The organism is Flavobacterium niveum, assembly GCF_055231775.1.
Genome location: NZ_JBUYSX010000002.1, coordinates 60,162 through 78,576, shown reverse-complemented (window position 1 = coordinate 78,576; position 18,415 = coordinate 60,162). Strand labels below are relative to the sequence as shown.

At 40.6% G+C, this 18,415-nt stretch carries 22 protein-coding genes and 1 tRNA gene; 10 read left to right on the top strand and 13 right to left on the bottom strand.

The genetic code is table 11. From position 1 onward, the window contains the following. Positions 1 to 11: 11 nt before the first annotated feature. Together ACZIX4_RS05715 and ACZIX4_RS05710 are read right to left on the bottom strand one after the other, a co-directional pair. Entirely contained in the window at positions 12 to 353 is a 342-nt protein-coding gene (locus ACZIX4_RS05715) for an SdpI family protein (RefSeq protein WP_463334650.1), read from the bottom strand. Beyond that, complete coding sequence (locus tag ACZIX4_RS05710) at positions 353 to 1,219, bottom strand: murein hydrolase activator EnvC family protein (protein WP_463334649.1); 867 nt, start codon at positions 1,217 to 1,219, stop codon at positions 353 to 355. The genes ACZIX4_RS05715 and ACZIX4_RS05710 overlap by 1 nt, the downstream gene beginning before the upstream one ends. A 198-nt stretch (positions 1,220 to 1,417) precedes the next feature. Here ACZIX4_RS05710 and ACZIX4_RS05705 point away from each other — a divergent pair, with 198 nt between their 5' ends. Further along, positions 1,418 to 1,609: a twin-arginine translocase TatA/TatE family subunit gene (locus tag ACZIX4_RS05705; RefSeq protein ID WP_463334648.1), complete on the top strand. Its 192-nt coding sequence runs from the start codon at positions 1,418 to 1,420 to the stop codon at positions 1,607 to 1,609. 74 nt (positions 1,610 to 1,683) lie between these two features. Here ACZIX4_RS05705 and ACZIX4_RS05700 read toward each other — a convergent pair whose 3' ends face one another. The 5 genes from ACZIX4_RS05700 to ACZIX4_RS05680 all read right to left on the bottom strand — a co-directional run bounded on the left by ACZIX4_RS05700 (position 1,684) and on the right by ACZIX4_RS05680 (position 5,849). Beyond that, positions 1,684 to 2,076: a DUF5684 domain-containing protein gene (locus ACZIX4_RS05700; protein WP_463334647.1), complete on the bottom strand. Its 393-nt coding sequence runs from the start codon at positions 2,074 to 2,076 to the stop codon at positions 1,684 to 1,686. A gap of 415 nt (positions 2,077 to 2,491) precedes the next feature. Beyond that, the gene (locus ACZIX4_RS05695) at positions 2,492 to 2,668 is read right to left on the bottom strand and encodes a hypothetical protein (RefSeq protein ID WP_463334646.1); all 177 of its coding nucleotides are present in this window, start codon (positions 2,666 to 2,668) and stop codon (positions 2,492 to 2,494) included. A 10-nt stretch (positions 2,669 to 2,678) separates the two neighbouring features. Further along, a complete protein-coding gene (locus tag ACZIX4_RS05690; RefSeq protein WP_463334645.1) occupies positions 2,679 to 3,116 on the bottom strand; it encodes a GldL-related protein in 438 nt (145 codons plus the stop codon). Next, complete coding sequence (locus ACZIX4_RS05685) at positions 3,103 to 3,450, bottom strand: PadR family transcriptional regulator (protein WP_463334644.1); 348 nt, start codon at positions 3,448 to 3,450, stop codon at positions 3,103 to 3,105. The genes ACZIX4_RS05690 and ACZIX4_RS05685 overlap by 14 nt, the downstream gene beginning before the upstream one ends. Positions 3,451 to 3,725: 275 nt before the next feature. Further along, on the bottom strand, positions 3,726 to 5,849 hold the full coding sequence (locus tag ACZIX4_RS05680) for a Tex family protein (RefSeq protein ID WP_463334643.1): 2,124 nt from the start codon (positions 5,847 to 5,849) through the stop codon (positions 3,726 to 3,728). Positions 5,850 to 5,959: 110 nt separating this feature from the next. On the opposite strand from ACZIX4_RS05680, the gene ACZIX4_RS05675 reads away from it, so the two are divergent. The 4 genes from ACZIX4_RS05675 to ACZIX4_RS05660 all read left to right on the top strand — a co-directional run bounded on the left by ACZIX4_RS05675 (position 5,960) and on the right by ACZIX4_RS05660 (position 8,346). Beyond that, complete coding sequence (locus ACZIX4_RS05675) at positions 5,960 to 6,394, top strand: DUF4844 domain-containing protein (RefSeq protein WP_463334642.1); 435 nt, start codon at positions 5,960 to 5,962, stop codon at positions 6,392 to 6,394. 79 nt (positions 6,395 to 6,473) lie between these two features. Then, positions 6,474 to 7,091 (top strand): hypothetical protein, encoded by a 618-nt coding sequence (locus ACZIX4_RS05670; protein WP_463334641.1) that lies wholly within the window; start codon positions 6,474 to 6,476, stop codon positions 7,089 to 7,091. Positions 7,092 to 7,170: 79 nt separating this feature from the next. Further along, complete coding sequence (locus ACZIX4_RS05665; RefSeq protein ID WP_463334640.1) at positions 7,171 to 7,791, top strand: hypothetical protein; 621 nt, start codon at positions 7,171 to 7,173, stop codon at positions 7,789 to 7,791. A gap of 96 nt (positions 7,792 to 7,887) precedes the next feature. Then, entirely contained in the window at positions 7,888 to 8,346 is a 459-nt protein-coding gene (locus ACZIX4_RS05660) for a hypothetical protein (protein ID WP_463334639.1), read from the top strand. Positions 8,347 to 8,372: 26 nt separating this feature from the next. Here ACZIX4_RS05660 and ACZIX4_RS05655 read toward each other — a convergent pair whose 3' ends face one another. From ACZIX4_RS05655 to ACZIX4_RS05645, 3 genes are all read right to left on the bottom strand, one after another. Beyond that, positions 8,373 to 8,939 carry a magnetosome magnetite crystal formation protein family gene (locus tag ACZIX4_RS05655; RefSeq protein WP_463334638.1) on the bottom strand — a complete coding sequence of 189 codons (567 nt, stop codon included), beginning with the start codon at positions 8,937 to 8,939 and terminating at the stop codon, positions 8,373 to 8,375. A gap of 240 nt (positions 8,940 to 9,179) precedes the next feature. After that, entirely contained in the window at positions 9,180 to 9,611 is a 432-nt protein-coding gene (gene rpiB / locus ACZIX4_RS05650; protein ID WP_463334637.1) for a ribose 5-phosphate isomerase B, read from the bottom strand. Positions 9,612 to 10,231: 620 nt separating this feature from the next. Then, positions 10,232 to 10,471, bottom strand: coding sequence for a DUF2007 domain-containing protein (locus tag ACZIX4_RS05645; protein WP_463334636.1), 240 nt, complete (start codon positions 10,469 to 10,471; stop codon positions 10,232 to 10,234). A gap of 120 nt (positions 10,472 to 10,591) precedes the next feature. Here ACZIX4_RS05645 and rnr point away from each other — a divergent pair, with 120 nt between their 5' ends. Continuing rightward, positions 10,592 to 12,778, top strand: a complete 2,187-nt coding sequence (gene rnr, locus ACZIX4_RS05640) for a ribonuclease R (protein ID WP_463334635.1) — start codon at positions 10,592 to 10,594, stop codon at positions 12,776 to 12,778. A gap of 9 nt (positions 12,779 to 12,787) precedes the next feature. Here rnr and ACZIX4_RS05635 read toward each other — a convergent pair whose 3' ends face one another. Then, entirely contained in the window at positions 12,788 to 13,225 is a 438-nt protein-coding gene (locus tag ACZIX4_RS05635; RefSeq protein ID WP_463334634.1) for a hypothetical protein, read from the bottom strand. A 263-nt stretch (positions 13,226 to 13,488) separates the two neighbouring features. Between ACZIX4_RS05635 and ACZIX4_RS05630 the strand changes: the two genes are divergently transcribed. The 3 genes from ACZIX4_RS05630 (at position 13,489) to ACZIX4_RS05620 (ending at position 15,708) form a co-directional block, all read left to right on the top strand. Next, entirely contained in the window at positions 13,489 to 14,157 is a 669-nt protein-coding gene (locus tag ACZIX4_RS05630; RefSeq protein WP_463334633.1) for a head GIN domain-containing protein, read from the top strand. Positions 14,158 to 14,299: 142 nt separating this feature from the next. Continuing rightward, positions 14,300 to 14,950 (top strand): GIN domain-containing protein, encoded by a 651-nt coding sequence (locus ACZIX4_RS05625; RefSeq protein WP_463334632.1) that lies wholly within the window; start codon positions 14,300 to 14,302, stop codon positions 14,948 to 14,950. A gap of 80 nt (positions 14,951 to 15,030) precedes the next feature. Continuing rightward, positions 15,031 to 15,708 (top strand): LysE family translocator, encoded by a 678-nt coding sequence (locus ACZIX4_RS05620; RefSeq protein ID WP_463334631.1) that lies wholly within the window; start codon positions 15,031 to 15,033, stop codon positions 15,706 to 15,708. A gap of 192 nt (positions 15,709 to 15,900) precedes the next feature. Here the strand turns inward: ACZIX4_RS05620 and ACZIX4_RS05615 are convergent. Beyond that, a tRNA-Cys gene (locus ACZIX4_RS05615) sits at positions 15,901 to 15,974 on the bottom strand. Positions 15,975 to 16,147: 173 nt separating this feature from the next. Then, positions 16,148 to 16,507: a dihydroneopterin aldolase gene (folB, locus tag ACZIX4_RS05610; RefSeq protein WP_463335183.1), complete on the bottom strand. Its 360-nt coding sequence runs from the start codon at positions 16,505 to 16,507 to the stop codon at positions 16,148 to 16,150. 183 nt (positions 16,508 to 16,690) lie between these two features. Between folB and ACZIX4_RS05605 the strand changes: the two genes are divergently transcribed. Continuing rightward, positions 16,691 to 18,376, top strand: coding sequence for a glutamine--tRNA ligase/YqeY domain fusion protein (locus ACZIX4_RS05605; protein WP_463334630.1), 1,686 nt, complete (start codon positions 16,691 to 16,693; stop codon positions 18,374 to 18,376). Positions 18,377 to 18,415: the final 39 nt, after the last annotated feature.

Here is an 18,415-nt window from a genome sequence, read left to right as displayed (position 1 = left end):
TCTATGGAATTTTAATCTTTAAATCGTTTCTTGATAGCCCTCTCAGTATTGAATATCATACATATAGTGCAAATCAACATGATAAATAACCCACAAACGGTTATAAATCCTATATCTACTGGAAGCAGTGCCAATACAAGCCCACTTACAATCATTACTATTGCCCACCACATCATTTGCTTTGCAGAATACGCCTGCGCAAAATCCCATCGCGGCTGCGACCTCATAGAAGCAACTGTACGATAACCATAAAGACTGTTTATTTCTTTAGGCGGCCACTTTTTCATAATGCCCGCCGCAATGAGGAATACCACCCCACATACCAATGCCGTATTAGCCAGAAATAAATCCATTACTCAAAATGTATAAATTGGGTTGGGTTAATCGGGTAACCGTCTTTCCACAGCTCAAAATGTACCTCAGCTGTACCCGACTTACCGTCGAAGCCGGCTTGTGCCAAAACTTCACCGCTTTTTACCACATCACCCTGCTCTTTGTTCAGCACCGCCAGGCGCTTAAATACCGATAATATACCGTCGTTATGGCGCACCACCAGTACGTTTCCGTTAGTCGGCGTCCAGTCGGCCAGTACTACCGTACCTGCCGCTATGCTTTTTACCGGGGTATTGTTTGCCACCGCTATCTCTACCGAAAGGTGTTTTTTGGCGGCATTATACGGTACCGTTATACTGCCACGCACTGGTGCAAACAATACCTGGTTTACACGCGGGGTAGCTTTTTCAAACAGGTTGTATTTGTCTTCCTGGGTTACCTGTTCACGTAGCTTCTGGTCGGCTTCGTTTGGTTTCATTTTTTCAGGGTCAAGCTCCTGTTGCTCTGCCGGTACTATGCTGTCGCGGCTCAGCTTGCTATGTTCCAGGTCTCCGGTAAGCACTTTTTTTATGGAAGCCAGATAGGCTTTTTCCTCCTCCAGCACTTTTATAAGCGAGTCTGATTTTATAGCGTTCTCGGTAGCCTGACGTTTCAGCTTGGTACTGGCATAGCCGGGTATGTATTCACGAAGAGGTGTAAAAGCGATTATGTATGTAGTAAGCGCTATCATGACGATGCTTACCGTGGTAAGCCCCACAAATACGTTCATAAGGTTTAGCCTGAGCGAAAAGATTTCTTCAAAGGTATCTTCGTTCAGTATTACCAGGCGGTTTTTTGTAAACAGCTTTTTCCTTATTATTTGCTTCCTGAGCCTTTTTGCCGACATAATTACGGTTTAATTCACAAATATACTAAGTCTGCCTTACTTTAGCGTTTGCCGCTGAAAGAAACGGATGGCTAAAAATTATAGCTTTCCTAAAATTTTCTTATTTAACGCAAACCAAAAGCAAATAATTGCCGTAAATAGGTGAACGAATATATTTTATAGTTAACTTTGTCTGATAATTAATTTTATTTTAGAATCATGGGAAAATTTGGTGTAACCGAGTGGTTATTGATAATAGTGGTAGTAGTACTATTATTCGGCGGTAAAAAAATACCTGAACTAATGAAAGGGCTTGGCACCGGCATCAAAGAATTTAAAAATGCCGCTAAGGAAGAAGACCATACATCTGCGCCTAAAAAAGCACAGGCACAGGACGAAAATAAACTGTAATACAACAGTAGACCATATAAAAAACCCTCTCTTATAAATATTTAAGAGAGGGTTTTTATGTTATTTAGGGTATACTAAACCGCCGGGTCTACCGTGCCGATTTCGTTAATATCGTCTCCATTGTTTCCGTAAACGTACTGTATGCTTTTGTCGAAAGCAAGGATAGGATAGAAAATATATGGTAACATAAGCAGCCCTATTGTAAAGCCTTCTGACTTACCAAATGCTTTAGACAAAAGGTTTGTAGCCCATATGGCAAATATGATGTTTACACCCGGTATGATAAGCCATAGTAACCATATGCCCGGTTTTTTGATAATTTCCAGCAACACAAGCGTGCTGTAAATAGGTACTAAACAAGCCCAACCCGGTTTACCTGCTTTTGTGTAAATTTTCCATTGGGCGGCAATCAAAAGGAATACAAATCCAAAGACTAAAACTAAAAGGAGTATAAGAGTTCCTGCCATAATTTTAAAATATTTAATTGGTTAACAATAAGCACAATATAACACTAAAATAAATCCGAAATCGTTTTACCACAAATTTTTATTAACATAATTTTATGTTGTAAAAACTTACCTCCTATGAATTATAAAAGTTTTAGTATTATGAGCCCGGTACTTTTTACTACGTACTTATTGATTTGCTATGCAATCCCTTTTCAACACATATCAAACAGGACTATGGAAAAAATTGCGGTATTGTGTTTATTGGCTTCGCTTACCATTTCATTTATAAATACATTATATATACTTCGCGGGATAAGATTTAAAGAAACAGGTAAATATAATGGTTAGTGGTGAATAATATTCCTACAGCATATTTAGGAATATTATTCTTGTTATAAACAAAAAACTCCCGCCGTTAGCGGGAGCCTTAACCTTACTTGCTTTCCTTGTACTTCTGGTAGAAAAAAGTAGGCAGGAAACCAAAATTAAGCAGGGCAAAACCTATAAGCATCAGGATGCTTGCGGTAGGCCAGTGCATAATTTTAAACACAAAGCCTGTACTTAGCATAAAGCTGGCCAGGAAGCCCAACAAATTAACTGTTCGTTTCATGATGATGATATTAAGAGATTGATGAATACGTGTGGTTTTCGCTTTTGTAGCGGTTGTAGAAAAACACCTGCAGGAATACAAAATTCAGCACCAGGAAACCCAACAGCAGCTGAATGCTGGCACCCGGCCAGTGCATAAACTTAAACATAGACCCCGAACTGATAAGGAACGCGGCTATAAATCCGGAAATATACAGCACCTTACGCCTGAACTGCGACCGTTGCAACGACACCAGGTAAAATGTATGTTGCTGTAACGCAAAAATGCCGTACTGCCCACCAAATTTTTGCAGGGCATCGCGATAAGCCTGTTCAAAATCGGCGCCATTCCCTTCTTCTATATGGGTGCAAATATGATCCAGCAGGTCTTCTTTAAGCTCCGTTTCGTGTACGCCATAGTGTTGCAGGTTTGCCGCTATGTATTCTATTTGTGTTTCAGACAGTATCATGGGCCGGTTGTTTTTGGTTGAAAATAACAGATAGCGTTTTTATAAAATCATTGATTTCATTGCTTACGGTTTCGGCTTCTTTTTTGCCACTGCCCGTTACACTGTAGTACTTGCGTACACGCTTGCCTATGTACACCTTTTCGGTTTCCAGTACACCCTCAGCCTCCAGCTTATGGAGTATGGGGTACAGGGCGCCTTCAGAGATGTCTATCTTGCCCTTGGTGAGTTCTTTTACCTTTTGGGTAATCTCGTAGCCATACATCTTTTCGCTGTCGCTGAGCAGCTTTAAAATGATGGGTTGCAGGGTTCCTTTGGTGAGTTCTTTACTATACATAGGACAAATATACATTTTATTACAATGTATTTACAAAAAAGGGTAAATATTTTTTTGGAGGAAATGCGTGTAAATGACAAAACCTCAGTAAATACTGAGGTTTTGGTATGGAAATATTTTTTATTTAATGAGATTACTTCGTCGTACCTCCTCGTAATGACGGGCGTGGCAGATGTAAAAATCACAATTTTGAGTGTGGGCCCAAATTAACGAATAAACAAATCAACGCATCCACCAAGAACGAATAACCGCATTACCAAATAACCGTATAACCCTTAAAGGATCATTGTAAGTGCCACGCGTTTCCTGCTTTCATCAATCTCTGTAACTTTCACGGTAACATGCTGGTGCAGCTTTACCACTTCATTTACATCGCTTACAAAACCTTCTTTCAGTTGGGAGATATGTACCAACCCACTTTCCTTTATACCTATGTCTACAAAGCAACCGAAGTTGGTTATGTTGTTTACAATACCCGGCAACACCATACCGGTACGCAGGTCGGCCATGGATTTTACATTCGGGTCAAATTCAAACACCTTAGCGGACTTACGCGGGTCAAGCCCCGGTTTTTCCAGCTCTTTTAATATATCCTGAAGCGTAAGCTTCCCGATTTCAGGAGTCACATACGCATCGATGTTTATCTTCTTAATCGCTTCCTTATTGCTCACAAGGTCGGCGGTTTTCAGTTTCAGGTCCTTAGCCATTTTTTCAACAATAGTATACGCTTCCGGATGCACCGCACTGTTATCAAGCGGGTTCTTTGCATTCGGTATACGGACAAACGCTGCTGCCTGCTGGTAGGCCTTCTCCCCCAGCCTGGCCACTTTTTTCAGTTGCTTACGGTCTTCAAATGGCCCGTTTTCGCTGCGGTAGTTCACAATATTCTCGGCAAGCTTCTCCCCTATGCCACTCACGTAGCCCAGGAGCGACTTACTCGCCGTATTGAGGTTTACCCCTACCGAGTTTACGCAACGCATTACCACGGTGTCCAGTTCGTTTTTAAGAAGGCTTTGGTCCACATCATGCTGGTACTGGCCTACGCCAATGGCTTTAGGTTCTATTTTAACCAGCTCGGCAAGCGGGTCGCTCAGGCGGCGGCCTATAGATACGGCTCCCCTAACCGTAACATCATATTTCGGGAATTCATCACGGGCAATTTTAGAAGCTGAGTACACTGAAGCTCCTGCCTCACTTACCACAAACACCTGTACCGGTTTATCCCATGCTATTTTCTTTATGAAATGCTCTGTTTCACGGCTGGCGGTACCGTTACCTATAGAAATCGCATCAATCTTATACGCGTTAACCATAGAGCGGATTTTTTTCATGGCAATGGCCGTTTCGTTTTGCGGCGCGTGCGGAAATATGGTTTCGTTATACAACAGGTCGCCCTGCTCGTCCAGGCACACTATTTTACACCCGCTACGGTAACCGGGGTCTATGGCAAGGATACGTTTCTGGCCCAACGGTGGGGCAAGTAGCAGCTGGCCTAAGTTACCGGCAAAAACCTGTATAGCAGTGGCATCGGCCTTGGCCTTGGCTTCCGCCAGAACCTCATTACTAATAGCGGGAGCCAACAAACGTTTATAACTGTCGTCAATAGCTTTTTTAAGTTGGGTTGCCGTTTCTCGTTTGTTTTTAATGATGGTTTGCTCCATGAAACCAATCGCCTCTTCCCTATCGTCTATGTCTACGCTGAACTTGATTACTCCTTCATTTTCCGCGCGCAGCATGGCCAGCAGGCGGTGCGACGGTGCCTTGGTAAGGTTCTCACTCCAGTCCAGGTATTGTTCAAATTTTTTGGCTTTTTCAGGGTCGGCGCCCTTGGCTATCTTGGTGGTGATGGCCGCTTTGCGGCCGAAAACACGGCGCAGGTTTTTACGGATGTACACATTTTCGTTTATCCACTCGGCTATGATGTCTCGTGCGCCTTGCAGTGCCTCGTTTTCATCGGCTACCTTATCGTTCAGGTACTTGGCAGCCAGGTATTCCATATCATCGGCATTCTGCGCCATGATGATTTTTGCCAATGGTTCCAGTCCTTTTTCTCGGGCAGCATCGGCGCGGGTTTTCTTCTTCTTTTTGTAAGGCAGGTACAAGTCTTCCAGCTCGGTTAGGTCGAAACTCTGGTTAATCTTTGCACCCAGTTCCGGCGACAGGGCATTTTGCTCCTGTATACTTTTTATAATGGCGTCCTTACGCTTTACAATGGCATCGTACGCCTGGCTGTATTTGGCTATGTTTTCTATAATCACCTCATCGAGGTTACCGGTCATGTCCTTGCGGTAACGTGATATAAAGGGTATGGTACAGTCTTCTGAAAGGAGTTGCAGCACGGCCTCAATGCCTTTAACCGGGGCGCTTACCAGCCCGGCTATGTATTGTATGTTTGTCATTTTTTGATTGTAATAAGGAATGCAAATATGAACAAACTTTTGCAGTTTATATATTTTTTTTGAGGTAGGGATTTTTGTATTTTGGTCGATAAATCAACCATCTGACTAAAATGATATTTAAACGTATATTATCAACTATAGGAAACATTTTTTCAGGAAAGAAACATTCTGATATTATTGATAACGATAATCCTTTTGAACAATTCAAAAACAAAGATAAATTCAATGAGGATATGGAATCATATTATCCAGGTGGGGCGAGTAGAAAAACCAGAAGACAACTGACCGAACGAATAAATTTGGCTGCGGATGATTTTGCTGCTGTTTCAGTTAGTACTGAGTCCACAACAAAGGCATACCTAGAAGCCCTTGATAAGGGTCTTGCACGTTTTTCTGATATTTATATTGATACCGAGGACAGGGAACAAGTAGGTTTCTATTTTGAGGAACTCATGGATATTGTTGGATTAGAAAGTTCTGAAGGAAAATTAAACTATTTTATTTATGGGTTTGATATTAATGTGACTACAAACAAAAACATATAAATTCAACTAATCACACCAGCCAGCGTGATTTTTTATTTTCACTACTTTCACTATTTTTATCTTCGCAAAACCAACTAAAATGAATTTCTTTAAAAAGCTTTTTGGTGCTAAGAGTAAACCTGTAAAACAGCTACCGGAAAAGGAAAGAAACAACCCTACAAATCTTATACAAACCCATATCCATAAAGAAAAAATTAATTCTTACTTGTCTGAGCAAAACAATCCTTTCCTAACAAATCTTATACAGGCGCATAACAGTTTAGATACGTTTAACCATAACCTCGCAGTAGTATGGGCATTGTCTTTAATGAAGGACGGTAATGAAATGCCCAGTGTATTTATGCTGGCTTCGTTTGCCGAACCCATTGATGCCCTTGAAATACGTCCTTATATCAACGTTGCACTAAATGACCTGAACCTTAAAGAAATTGATGGTGAAGAAGCCATACTTGCAGTGATTCGTTATTATATTATGGAAATAGTAATAGATAATTCTTTAAGGAAAAGCTTAAGGGAACTCTATAATTTATGCAATCAATACGACCATGGCTACGGGTTAAATCCTTTTTATCTCTTATACTACGCATGGGACGATCTTGACTACGGAGATGACAATTATTATTATGATGGCGCAACGCTTGATAATATTGAATCCTTAGTGAAAAAAGAAGCGGAAGAGTGGCTTGAAAAGTATTAACTATACCCGTCACGCCCACCAGCGTGATTTATTATTTAAACCACTTTCATTACTTTTATCTCCACAAAACCAGCCACAAATGAAAACCAACCTCATCATAGCCTCCTTACTTTCCATACTACTGTTGGCATCGTGCGGTACAACAAAAGACCCTATGGAGCCTGATTACTCTTTTTACGGGTTTGCCGAGGACAGCCTGCTGATACCTGATGTAGATGCAAAACAAGGGAAATGGCTGCTGCATGAAATTGATGTACCAAACCGTTTTCATGATGGTATATACGGTACAATACAAGGTAGCCTTAAAGGCATTTTTGGCGACCGCCTGTATGAAACGTCTAAAACACCGGGCATTATACTACCGCAACCCATTCCGTTGCGGCTGGATGAAAAACAGATACAGGAATTGTACCAAGGCACTAATAAAAACTATGACTACCTTATAAACATCAGGGGCTTTATCCTGGCCGAAGACCGTACCCTTACCGGCATTGCAGGTTACCGAGGCAGCAATGCAGCGCAACTGGTTATAGAAATTTACGACCTTAAAAAAGGTACGTTCTTCTACTCCCACTACGTTACTACTTATGATAAGCCAGAGGGAACTAATAATACAGTAATAAACGGCAGATCCGGCGAGTTACTTGAGGAAAGTTACAAGGTAATTTTAAGCAAGCTGAAGGCTAATATTATCAAATAACCCGGAAACCGACCGGCTGTTACTAAAATATGTTCCCGCCTATGGCGGGATTTTTATTTACAAAAAACTATATTTGTGGTACTTAATACCAATCCAATGAAAAAAATTATAGCCCTATTTTTAGTTTCTTTACTTTTTGTTTCTTGCGGCTTAACCGGCGAAGAAATAGGCCGTTTGCCCATAAATAAATTAAGTACCGATGAACAACACCTGTTTGTAAAAGAACTGACCCTCGATTTAAAAAAGGGCGACGAAATCAGTATATGGTCGGATATGGATTTAGAGTATTCCGGTGAAATACAAACGCGTTTCAGGGTAAAGATCTTTAAGGAAAAACTGCCTTATGATGAATTGGAAATAGACCCGTTTGAAAGAAACATAACCCTTAACGAATTTTCCAGCACTGTAAACGGCGAAACAAAAACCAGCTTTAATGCCAAAAACCACGAGTTTACTGTTAAAGAAGACGGTAAATATACTTTTGAAGCGATTTTTACAGCTGTAGATAACCCATCCTTAAAAATAAACAAGGCCGAGCTGGTCTTTAAAAAATAGACTGATTCCCGCCGTGGCGGGAATTTTTATTTTACAACACGCACCGGCTCCGGATAATACGTACGTATTTTTCCTTTGCTTATTTGTATTGCTACTGCTATTGGGTAAATGAAATTTAACAGGTACAATGCTATAGCTGCGTAGGCAAACCATATAAAACTGTCCCCTCCTTCCAATATTTTAAAAAAGACGTATGTAATAAAAAAGACGTTGGTAAGCACCGTCCACAGTATCTGGAAGTTTAGGATGTTGCTGCCCTGTTGCTGTACCAGTGAAATGCGGTCGCGTTTGTTAAGCCACAAAATTAGTGGCAGTATGATATTACCAAAAGGTATCACTACCCCGGCCAGTACCGACAGGTGCATATACACCAAGTAACTTTTGTCTTCAATTTTACCATAGTCTACTATATTCTCTACCGGCACACCCAGCGCTGTACAGATACCCTGCAGTGAATTACCGCGTGGTTCGGTTTCGTCTTTTTCTATCCGTTGCAGCGTACGCAGGTTTATACCAGCACGTTCTGAAACCTCTTCCTGGGTAAGCCCTTTTTGCTTCCTTATTTCCGCAATTTTTTTACCAATAGTAACCATGATTTTTTGTTTTAAGATTATGCAGCAAAATTACCGTGGCAGGCATGCCTGTTGTAACGGTTTTGGTACGGCATGTTTACGGCATTTGTGCCAAACTACTGTAAAATAAGGGATTTTCATTCGATATTATGAAAAACACTAAATCCCTAAAAATGTAAATTCCGTCAACGTGTTGACGGAATTTACATTAATTGAGTCAGTGAAGTGACGGAATTTACATTAATTCCGTCAATGACTGTATTACATACAAGGCATTTTATCGATGCGGGTTTTGTGGCGGCCACCTTCAAAAGCAGTATTAAGGAAAGTATCTACCATACCTATAGCCTGCTCCTTGCTGGTAAAACGTGCCGGTATACTAAGTATGTTAGCATCGTTATGCTGGCGGGCCAGTTCGGTTATTTCCTTAGTCCAGCACAGTGCAGCGCGAATTTTCTGGTGCTTGTTGGCAGTCATGGCAGCGCCGTTACCGCTTCCGCAGATGATGATACCAAATTCTACCACGCCATTCTCTACATCATTTGCCACCGGGTGTATAAAGTCGGCATAGTCTACGCTGTCGGTAGTATCGGTACCGTGGTTAATAACTTCATATCCTTTAGCCTCAAGGTGGGCTACAATGGCTTTCTTATATTCCGGACCTGCGTGGTCGTTACCAATAGAAATTTTCATATAAATATAGCTGTGAGTTTTACTGATGCAAAGGTACCACAAATTATGGTTTGCGTACTGAGAAAGGGTAAAATATTCGTTTTTAGCGCCTTATGTGTGTACGTATTAGTATATTAAAAAAACTGTTAAAAACCAACGATGTTTATAACTTTAATAAACCATTGAAAACAAAGGACATAATTTTTAACGGCTTTTGTTAATAACTGTTAAGCGAAAAATTAAAGATTTTTTGCCGCCGTATTGAAATTTTTATAAGCCAAACGCAAACGAAATATGCAAGTGAATTTCTTTAAATTTTGTTGTGGAGTTTTCAATATAAATTACACAGTTATTAACAGATATTAACCAGTGAAGTTATCCATAAAAACATATCTAAACTTAGAGTTAACCAATGTTGATAACCTTTTACGAAAAAAACGAAAACACCTCATTTTAAAAAATTTACATTGTGTTAACATTGTTGAAACATTTGTATAAAATTGTATAACTCCATAAACAAGCCCGGGCCGAAAAAGTTATTCCACATTTCAACAAGCAATAATAATAATCATAAAGAAAGATTTTTAAAAAATTTCTTTTTTGTTTTTTAATATATGTTGAAAACTGTTGGCTGTTTTTGGCTAAACAATTTTAAGATGGTTGTTATGGTTAAAGTCTTCGAGTATCTCGTTTACGGTGTCCAGGTCGTTACGGTGTACTTTAAGCTTTATGCCTCCCAGTGCATGTGTGTATATGGGAATAACGGTGAGTGTGGTTTCGTTTTCAAAGTAAAACTGTAGCCCTGCATCCTGTAGTAATAGCCTTAGAATGGTTATTTCATGTGGGTAGGTAAATACGGCGGCGGTAACAAATTGTTTCATAAATAGGTTATTATTAGCCTGTTCCGGTATAAAGTTAACCATTAAAACGTTATTATTTCTTTAAGGTGTCTTATAATTCTGATAGTTATTCGTAAATTTCACGCATATTTAGAATGAATTATGAGTAAGAAGAACGGCAAACCAACTGCCAAAAAGGAAAAGGACTTTTCGAGAAAGATATACAAAATACTTGCCAAAGACCCTAATAAATCGTTTAACTATAAGCAGATAGCAGCAGCCTTGGAGCTGAACGATACGAACAGCCGTAACCAGATTATAAAAGAACTGAAGCTATTGGCTGCCCAGGAAAACATAGAGGAACTGGAACGCGGCAAGTACCGTGTGGTAAGCAAAGCCGACTATGTAGAAGGTACCATAGACATGACCAGCCGCAAAACGGCCTACTTTGTATCGCCTGAGTTGGAAGATGATGTATTTATCCCGACCAATAACCTGAACAAAGCCCTGGATAAAGACAAGGTAAAGGTTTATATATACAACCGCCGTAAAGGGCGCAGGCCTGAAGGTGAGGTTGTGGAGATACTGGAACGTGCCAAAACAGAGTTTGTAGGTGTTATAGACATTCAGAAAAACTTTGCGTTTGTAAGCACGGCCAACCCTAAGATGTATACCGATATTTTTATCCCTAAAGGAAAAATAGGCGATGCACAAAACGGCGATGTTGTACTGGTAAAGCTGGATGACTGGCCGGCCAAGGCAGACAGCCCGTTTGGCGAAGTGCTTCGTGTGCTGGGTAAACCTGGGGAACACAATACTGAAATTCATGCCATACTTGCCGAATACGGGTTACCGTATGATTTCCCGGTAGATGTAGAGGTGTTTGCACAAAAGCTTGATACAGAGATTCACCCCGAAGAAATAGCCCGCCGAAGGGATATGAGGCAGGTACTTACCTTTACCATAGACCCTAAGGATGCCAAGGATTTTGATGATGCATTGTCGTTCCAGAAGTTGCCAAACGGTAATTATGAAATAGGCATCCACATTGCCGACGTATCGCACTATTTACAGGAAGGTACCATACTTGATGAAGAAGCGTACAAACGTGCCACATCGGTATACCTGGTAGACAGGGTTGTACCCATGTTGCCTGAGGTACTGAGTAACTTTGCCTGTTCGCTACGTCCGCATGAGGAAAAGTACACATTCTCAGCCATTTTTGAACTGAACGAAAGGGCAGAGGTGGTTAACCAGTGGTTTGGGCGCACTGTTATTTATAGTGACCAGCGTTTTGCTTACGAAGAAGCGCAGCACATCATAGAGACAAAAGGTGCCACGATTCCGGCCGAAATTTCGCTCACAGGCGACGATTACACCGTTAGTGAGGATATACAGCTTGCAACGCTAAAACTCGACGAGCTGGCCAAAATATTGCGTCGTAAGCGCATGGCAAACGGTGCCATTTCGTTTGATAAAGTAGAAGTGAAGTTCCACCTGGATGAAAATGCGGAACCTACGGGCGTATATTTTAAAATAGCCAAAGATGCTAACCACCTGATAGAGGAGTTTATGCTGCTGGCAAACCGTAAGGTGGCTGAGTTCATTGGCAAACAAAAACCTGAAAAAACCTTCGTATATCGTATACACGATGAGCCGGATGAGGATAAGCTGATCAACCTTCAAACGGTGATTGCTAAGTTTGGTTATAAAATCAACTTTAAGACAAAAGGCGATATTTCTAAATCGCTGAACAACCTGCTTACTGAAGTACAGGGCAAAAAAGAGCAGAACCTGGTAGATACCCTTGCCATACGAAGCATGAGCAAAGCCAAGTACAGTACCCAGAACATAGGCCACTATGGTTTGGCATTTGATTACTATTCGCATTTTACATCGCCTATCAGGAGGTACCCCGATGTTATGGCACACAGGCTATTACAGCATTACCTTGATGGAGGAAAATCTGCCGATGCTGAGAAATATGAAGAACAGTGTGTACATTCCAGCAACATGGAAAACCTAGCTGCCAATGCCGAACGCGACAGTATTAAATACATGCAGGTAAAGTACATGCTGGACCACAAAGACCAGGAATTCCTGGGTGTGATTTCGGGTGTTACCGAATGGGGTATTTATGTGGAAATTGTTTCTAATAAATGCGAAGGCATGTGCCGCATCAGGGAGATAAAAGATGACTATTACACCTTTGATGACAAGCAATATGCTCTGGTAGGGGAGGTTACACACAACTTGCTACAGCTGGGCGATGAAGTATATGTAAAAGTAAAAAATGCCGATTTGGTTAAAAAACAACTCGACTTTACTTTCCTGAGGAAGAACGGATAAGCCGGTATATTAACAGCATTTGCATTGTTGCGAACACAATAGTTTATTGTCATAGCCTATCGGGCTGGTATTAAACAGTTCGCAATAATGCATTTCTTCGTAAGGATTAGTTTTAATAACCCTGAATTTATATTCGGAAGAAGCTGCCATAACGGCATCAGGTATCTCATGCCCGTATACAATAACCTTAGCATCTTCGGTCTTTGAAAGCATCTTAAGTTTTTTCAATACTTCCTTTGCTTCAAAATTTGCCATAGAAATGTGTACGTAAATAAGTTCCGGAGCTATTATGTCGTTAGAAAGTGCCAGGTTAAATGCTTCGTTCACAGAACGGAAGTGGTTAAAAAAAATAGCATTGTTAATATCTTTAAGCTTTTCTTTGAATACCCCTGCACGTTCATCGCTGCTGTCTATAAGATACAGTTGGCCTAAAAAAATTGTATTCATATAAAATGTTTTAAGTCTGTGGGTAAAACTATCTTAAATAAACAATGTGAAGTAATTATAAAGACGGGTGGGCGGTTTAGTACGGTGGGCTGCTTTTAAGTATCGTTAAAAAGTATTTTACTGTATCTTATTAGTTGTAAAGTATTTAGTAAAAAATATTTTATAAATTTTTACTGTAAACTGTAACAAATATTTAACGGCACTGTCTTTGTAGTTAATGTTACTTTGTAAGTAAAATAGCAACAATCAAAAAATCTAAGTATATGAAAAAACTGATTTTAATTGCCCTTTTGGGCATCAGCCAGTTAGTGGCAGCACAGGTAACGCAAAAGCTGGGTGATTTTACCGCAGTACGTGCATTCGACAGGATAAGTATTACCCTTATGAAGTCTGACGAAAATAAGATAGACATCAAGGGTAAACAAGCCGGTGATGTGGAAGTCATCAATAAAAACGGTGAGCTTAAAATACGTATGAAAGTTTCGAAAATGTTTAGCGGTGAAGATATTGAAGCTACGGTATATTATACCGGTACCATAGACAAGGTAGAGGCCAGCGAAGGTGCAATTATAGGTTCTGCAGATACTTTTAGCCCAATAGCCATGGAACTTAATGCTAAAGAAGGCGCACAGATAAACATAAAAATTAAAGTAGATAAACTAAAAACCAAAGCCAGTTCGGGTGGTATTCTTAATGTTACAGGCTCGGCTAAAAACCACGATGCCTCTATGGGTACAGGTGGCATATTAAAAGCTAAAGAGCTTGACACCGCCCAAACAACGGTATCTGTAAGTGCGGGTGGCGAGGCTACAATAAGTGCTACAGATTTTGTAGATGCAAAAACACTTGCCGGTGGAGATATTAAAATCTACGGAAACCCTAAACAGGTAAGCCAAAAAACCAGGGCAGGTGGCAGCATCAATATACTTTAGGTAATTTTTAATGACAGATATATTTCCCTGTAGAGTACTTTCTTTACAGGGAAATTTTTTTTACATAAAAGTGTAACAGTTTGTAAATTAGTACAGTCTTTAGTTGAAAGTGAACTGATCAAAAAACTAAAAAATAATCTGTATGAAAACAACTTTAGTACTGGCTGCACTTGCCGCGTTTAACCTGGTAGCAGCACAAAAAACTACACAACTTAAAGAATTTAAAAGCCTTACAGTAGGCTCTGATGTACACGTTACCCTTGTAAAATCGAACCAGAATAAACTGGTAGTTGAAAAAGGTGGTGAAGAAGAACCGGAAATTGAAAATGAAGGCAATGAACTTGCTATAAAAGGCGGGGAAGATGCTAAAATAACAGTGTACTATACCGGTGCGCTGGAAAATATTACAGCAGCTTCTGATGCTAAAATTTACTGTAAAGACGAAATAAAAGTTACTTCACTTGACATTACGGCTGCTTCTGATGCAGAGGTGGAACTGAAAGTAGATGTAAAAAAGCTTAGCACCGCTGCCAACTCTGATGCTACAATAACCCTGACCGGTAAGGCTAATGAACACACGGCTACCTACGCATCTGATGCACAACTGAATGCTGAGAAACTTGTAACCGAAAATACCTCGATAGTAATGTCGTCTGATGCAGCAGCAGAAATCACTGTTAAGGGTATTGTAAATGCTACTGTTTCATCTGACGGTTCACTGAAAATATATGGTAACCCTAAAAAGGTAAACGAGGTAAAAAGCAGTGACGCCGAAATAGTGGTGATACGCTGATATTTTGCATAAAATCACAAAAAGCACCACTTTTTTTAGTTAAGATTAAAAAATGTATCTTGCATCATTAAACCGACTTGATGATACAGGACATTCTTAGCGCTATTCCACTGGGTTTCTTTTTAAGCATAATGCCGGGGGCAGTATTTTTTGTACTGCTGGAAACCAGTGTACTAAAAGGCTTTAAGGCCGCCATAGCCTTTGACCTTGGTGCTATTTCATCTGATATAGTTTTTATACTTATAGCGTATTTCAGCAGCTATAAACTGCTTGAAAAAATAAAAGACGAGCCTGCCTTATTCATATTCGGCGGGCTCGTTATGTTTACTTACGGCATCATTTCACTAATGAAGCTTAAAAAAACTTCACGAAACGAATTGGTAGACGAGGCCAGTAAAGACATTATCCGGAAAGACTACCTGAGCCTGTTTATAAAGGGTTTCCTGCTTAATTTTATAAACATTGGGGTATTGGGCTTCTGGCTGGCTATTATCATCACCTGGGGGCCAAAACTGGATATGGTACCGTCAAGGATATTCATATTTTTTGTGGCGGTAATATTGGCTTATTTTGCCATAGACCTGGGTAAAATAACACTTGCCAAACAACTACGCAGCAAGCTTACTACTAAAAACATCATGAAGATAAAGCAGGGGATAAGCATCATACTGATGATATTTGGCCTTGCGCTGTTGTTTCAGGGCTGGTTTCCATCTGAAATGAAGAAGACCATCAATACTATAGAAAACGCTAAATAGGTAATTCGGTTATTTGTTAATTCGGTTATTCGGAAAAGAATAAATGATACCAAATAGCTCCTACAGATTTAATTAATTCCAATTACTTTTATCAGGTTTTCTTTCTAAAAAAGAAAGCATTTAAGAAAAGGTACATCCAAATGAAATACAGAAAACAAAAAAGCCCTCATTTCTGAGAGCTTTTTACCACTGTGGAGGCATCTAGCGGATTCGAACCGCTGTAGCAGGTTTTGCAGACCTGTGCCTAGCCGCTCGGCCAAGATGCCATTATTTTGGTTGGCAAATGTACATAAATTTTTAAATTTTACCACATTTCAATGGATTTTGTACATATTAAAGTTATAAGTAACTGAATTAAAGTGAATTTAATCTTTAAATTTTTTAATTATTAAATCTTTCAATACAATCTAACCATCCAAAAATCTAATAATCCAAAGTTCTAAGCCCTGAACTCCTCCACCTGTATGGTCACGGCTTCTACATCGCCGCCAATAGGTGGGTTTATTTTACTTACGGCGACCAGTATGCGGCTCACTTGTGGCAGTTCGGCAAAGATGCGTTTTACTATACGCTGTGCTACATGTTCCAGCAGTTTGCTGCGTATAGCCATTTCTTCCACCACTATACGGTTTAGTTGTACGTAGTCCACCGTATCGGCCAGTTCATCGGTAACCATACTCTTGCGTAAATCTGCCTTAATTTCAAGGTCTACGCGATAGTCGCTGCCTATTTTAGCCTCTTCTTCCAGGCAGCCGTGGTACGAAAAAGTGCGTATGTTTTGTAGTTTTATAATACCCATTTTAGTCCTAAAGTCTAAAGTTTTAAGGTCATAAAGGTACAAATAAGTCGTAAAGTCTAAAGTCATAAAGTTTTTAAAGTCCTCTAATGATAGTATGATGGTATTTCACTGACTTTATGACTTTAGACTTTACGACTTTAAAGACTAATTTAACTACATTTGCAGTCTTATAATTAAAAATATATGTCAACCGAAGAGCGTTCGCTTAACTTTATCGAACAGATCATAGAGGAAGATCTTGCCAATGGTTTTCCTAAAGACAAATTACGTTTCCGTTTCCCGCCGGAGCCTAACGGTTACCTGCATGTGGGCCACGCCAGTTCTATATGCCTTAACTTTGGGCTTGGCCTTAAGTACAATGCCCCTGTAAACCTGCGTTTTGACGATACAAACCCTGCCAAGGAAGAACAGGAGTATGTAGATGCCATAAAGCGCGATGTAGAGTGGCTGGGCTTTAAATGGGCAGAGGAGCGCTATGCGTCTGATTATTTCCAGGAGCTGTATGACTGGGCTGTTACCTTTATTAAAAACGGTAAGGCTTATGTAGACAGCCAAAGCTCTGAGGACATGGCAAAACAAAAAGGCACGCCAAGCCAGCCGGGTACCGAAAGCCCGTACCGTAACCGCAGCGTAGAAGAAAATCTTAGCCTGTTTGAAGCCATGAAAAATGGTGAATTTGAGGAAGGTACACACGTGCTTCGTGCCAAGATAGACATGGCCAGCAGCAACATGCTGATGCGCGACCCTATTATGTACCGCATACTGCACAAACACCACCACCGTAGTGGTGACAAATGGTGCGTATACCCTATGTACGACTGGGCTCATGGCGAAAGCGACTATATTGAAGCGGTTTCTCACTCGCTTTGTACACTTGAATTTATGATGCACAGGGAACTTTATGATTGGTTCCTTGACCAGATATATAGCGATAGCGAAACACGCCCTAAACAACGTGAATTTGCCCGCCGTAACCTTAGCCATACCGTTGTAAGTAAGCGTAAGCTGCTACAACTTGTTCAGGAAAAGTATGTTACCGGATGGGATGACCCGCGTATGAGCACCATTAGTGGTATGCGCCGCAGGGGTTATCCGCCTCAGGCTATTGTTAACTTTGCCGATACCATAGGTATTGCCAAGCGTACCAACCTGGTAGATGTTAGCGTACTTGAATTCTGTGTGCGTGAGGAACTTAACAAAACTGCTCCGCGTGTTATGGCTGTGTTGGATCCTGTGAAGCTGGTTATTACCAATTACCCTGAGGGCCAGGAAGAATGGCTGGAAGCAGAGAACAACCCTGAAGACGAAGCTGCGGGCAACCGTGAGGTACCGTTCAGCCGTGAGCTGTACATAGAGCGTGAAGACTTTATGGAAAATGCTAACAGTAAATACTTCCGTCTTACACTTGGTAAAGAAGTTCGTTTAAAGAATGCGTATATCATTAAAGGCGAAAGTGTAGTTAAGGATGCCGATGGTAATATTACCGAAATCCATGCTACGTATGATACTGACAGTAGGAGTGGTAGTGGTAGTGAAGCCAGCCTTCGTAAGATAAAAGGTACCATCCATTGGGTATCTGTACCACATGCTATTAAGGCCGAAGTGCGTATTTACGACCGACTTTTCACACATGAAAACCCGGATGGAGATAAAGATGTTGACTTTAAAGAATACATCAATCCTAATGCGCTTAGCGTGATTACAGGCTATTTAGAGCCTTCACTTAAGAGTGCTGAAGCAGGGGAGAGGTACCAGTTCCAGCGCCTTGGTTACTTCTGTGTAGATACCGATACCAATGCCGAAAAACTGGTTTTCAACAAGACTGTTGGTCTTCGTGATACCTGGGCAAAAGTAGAAAGCAAAGAGTAATTATATTTTACTTACCATATACTGAAACTCCCGCAATCA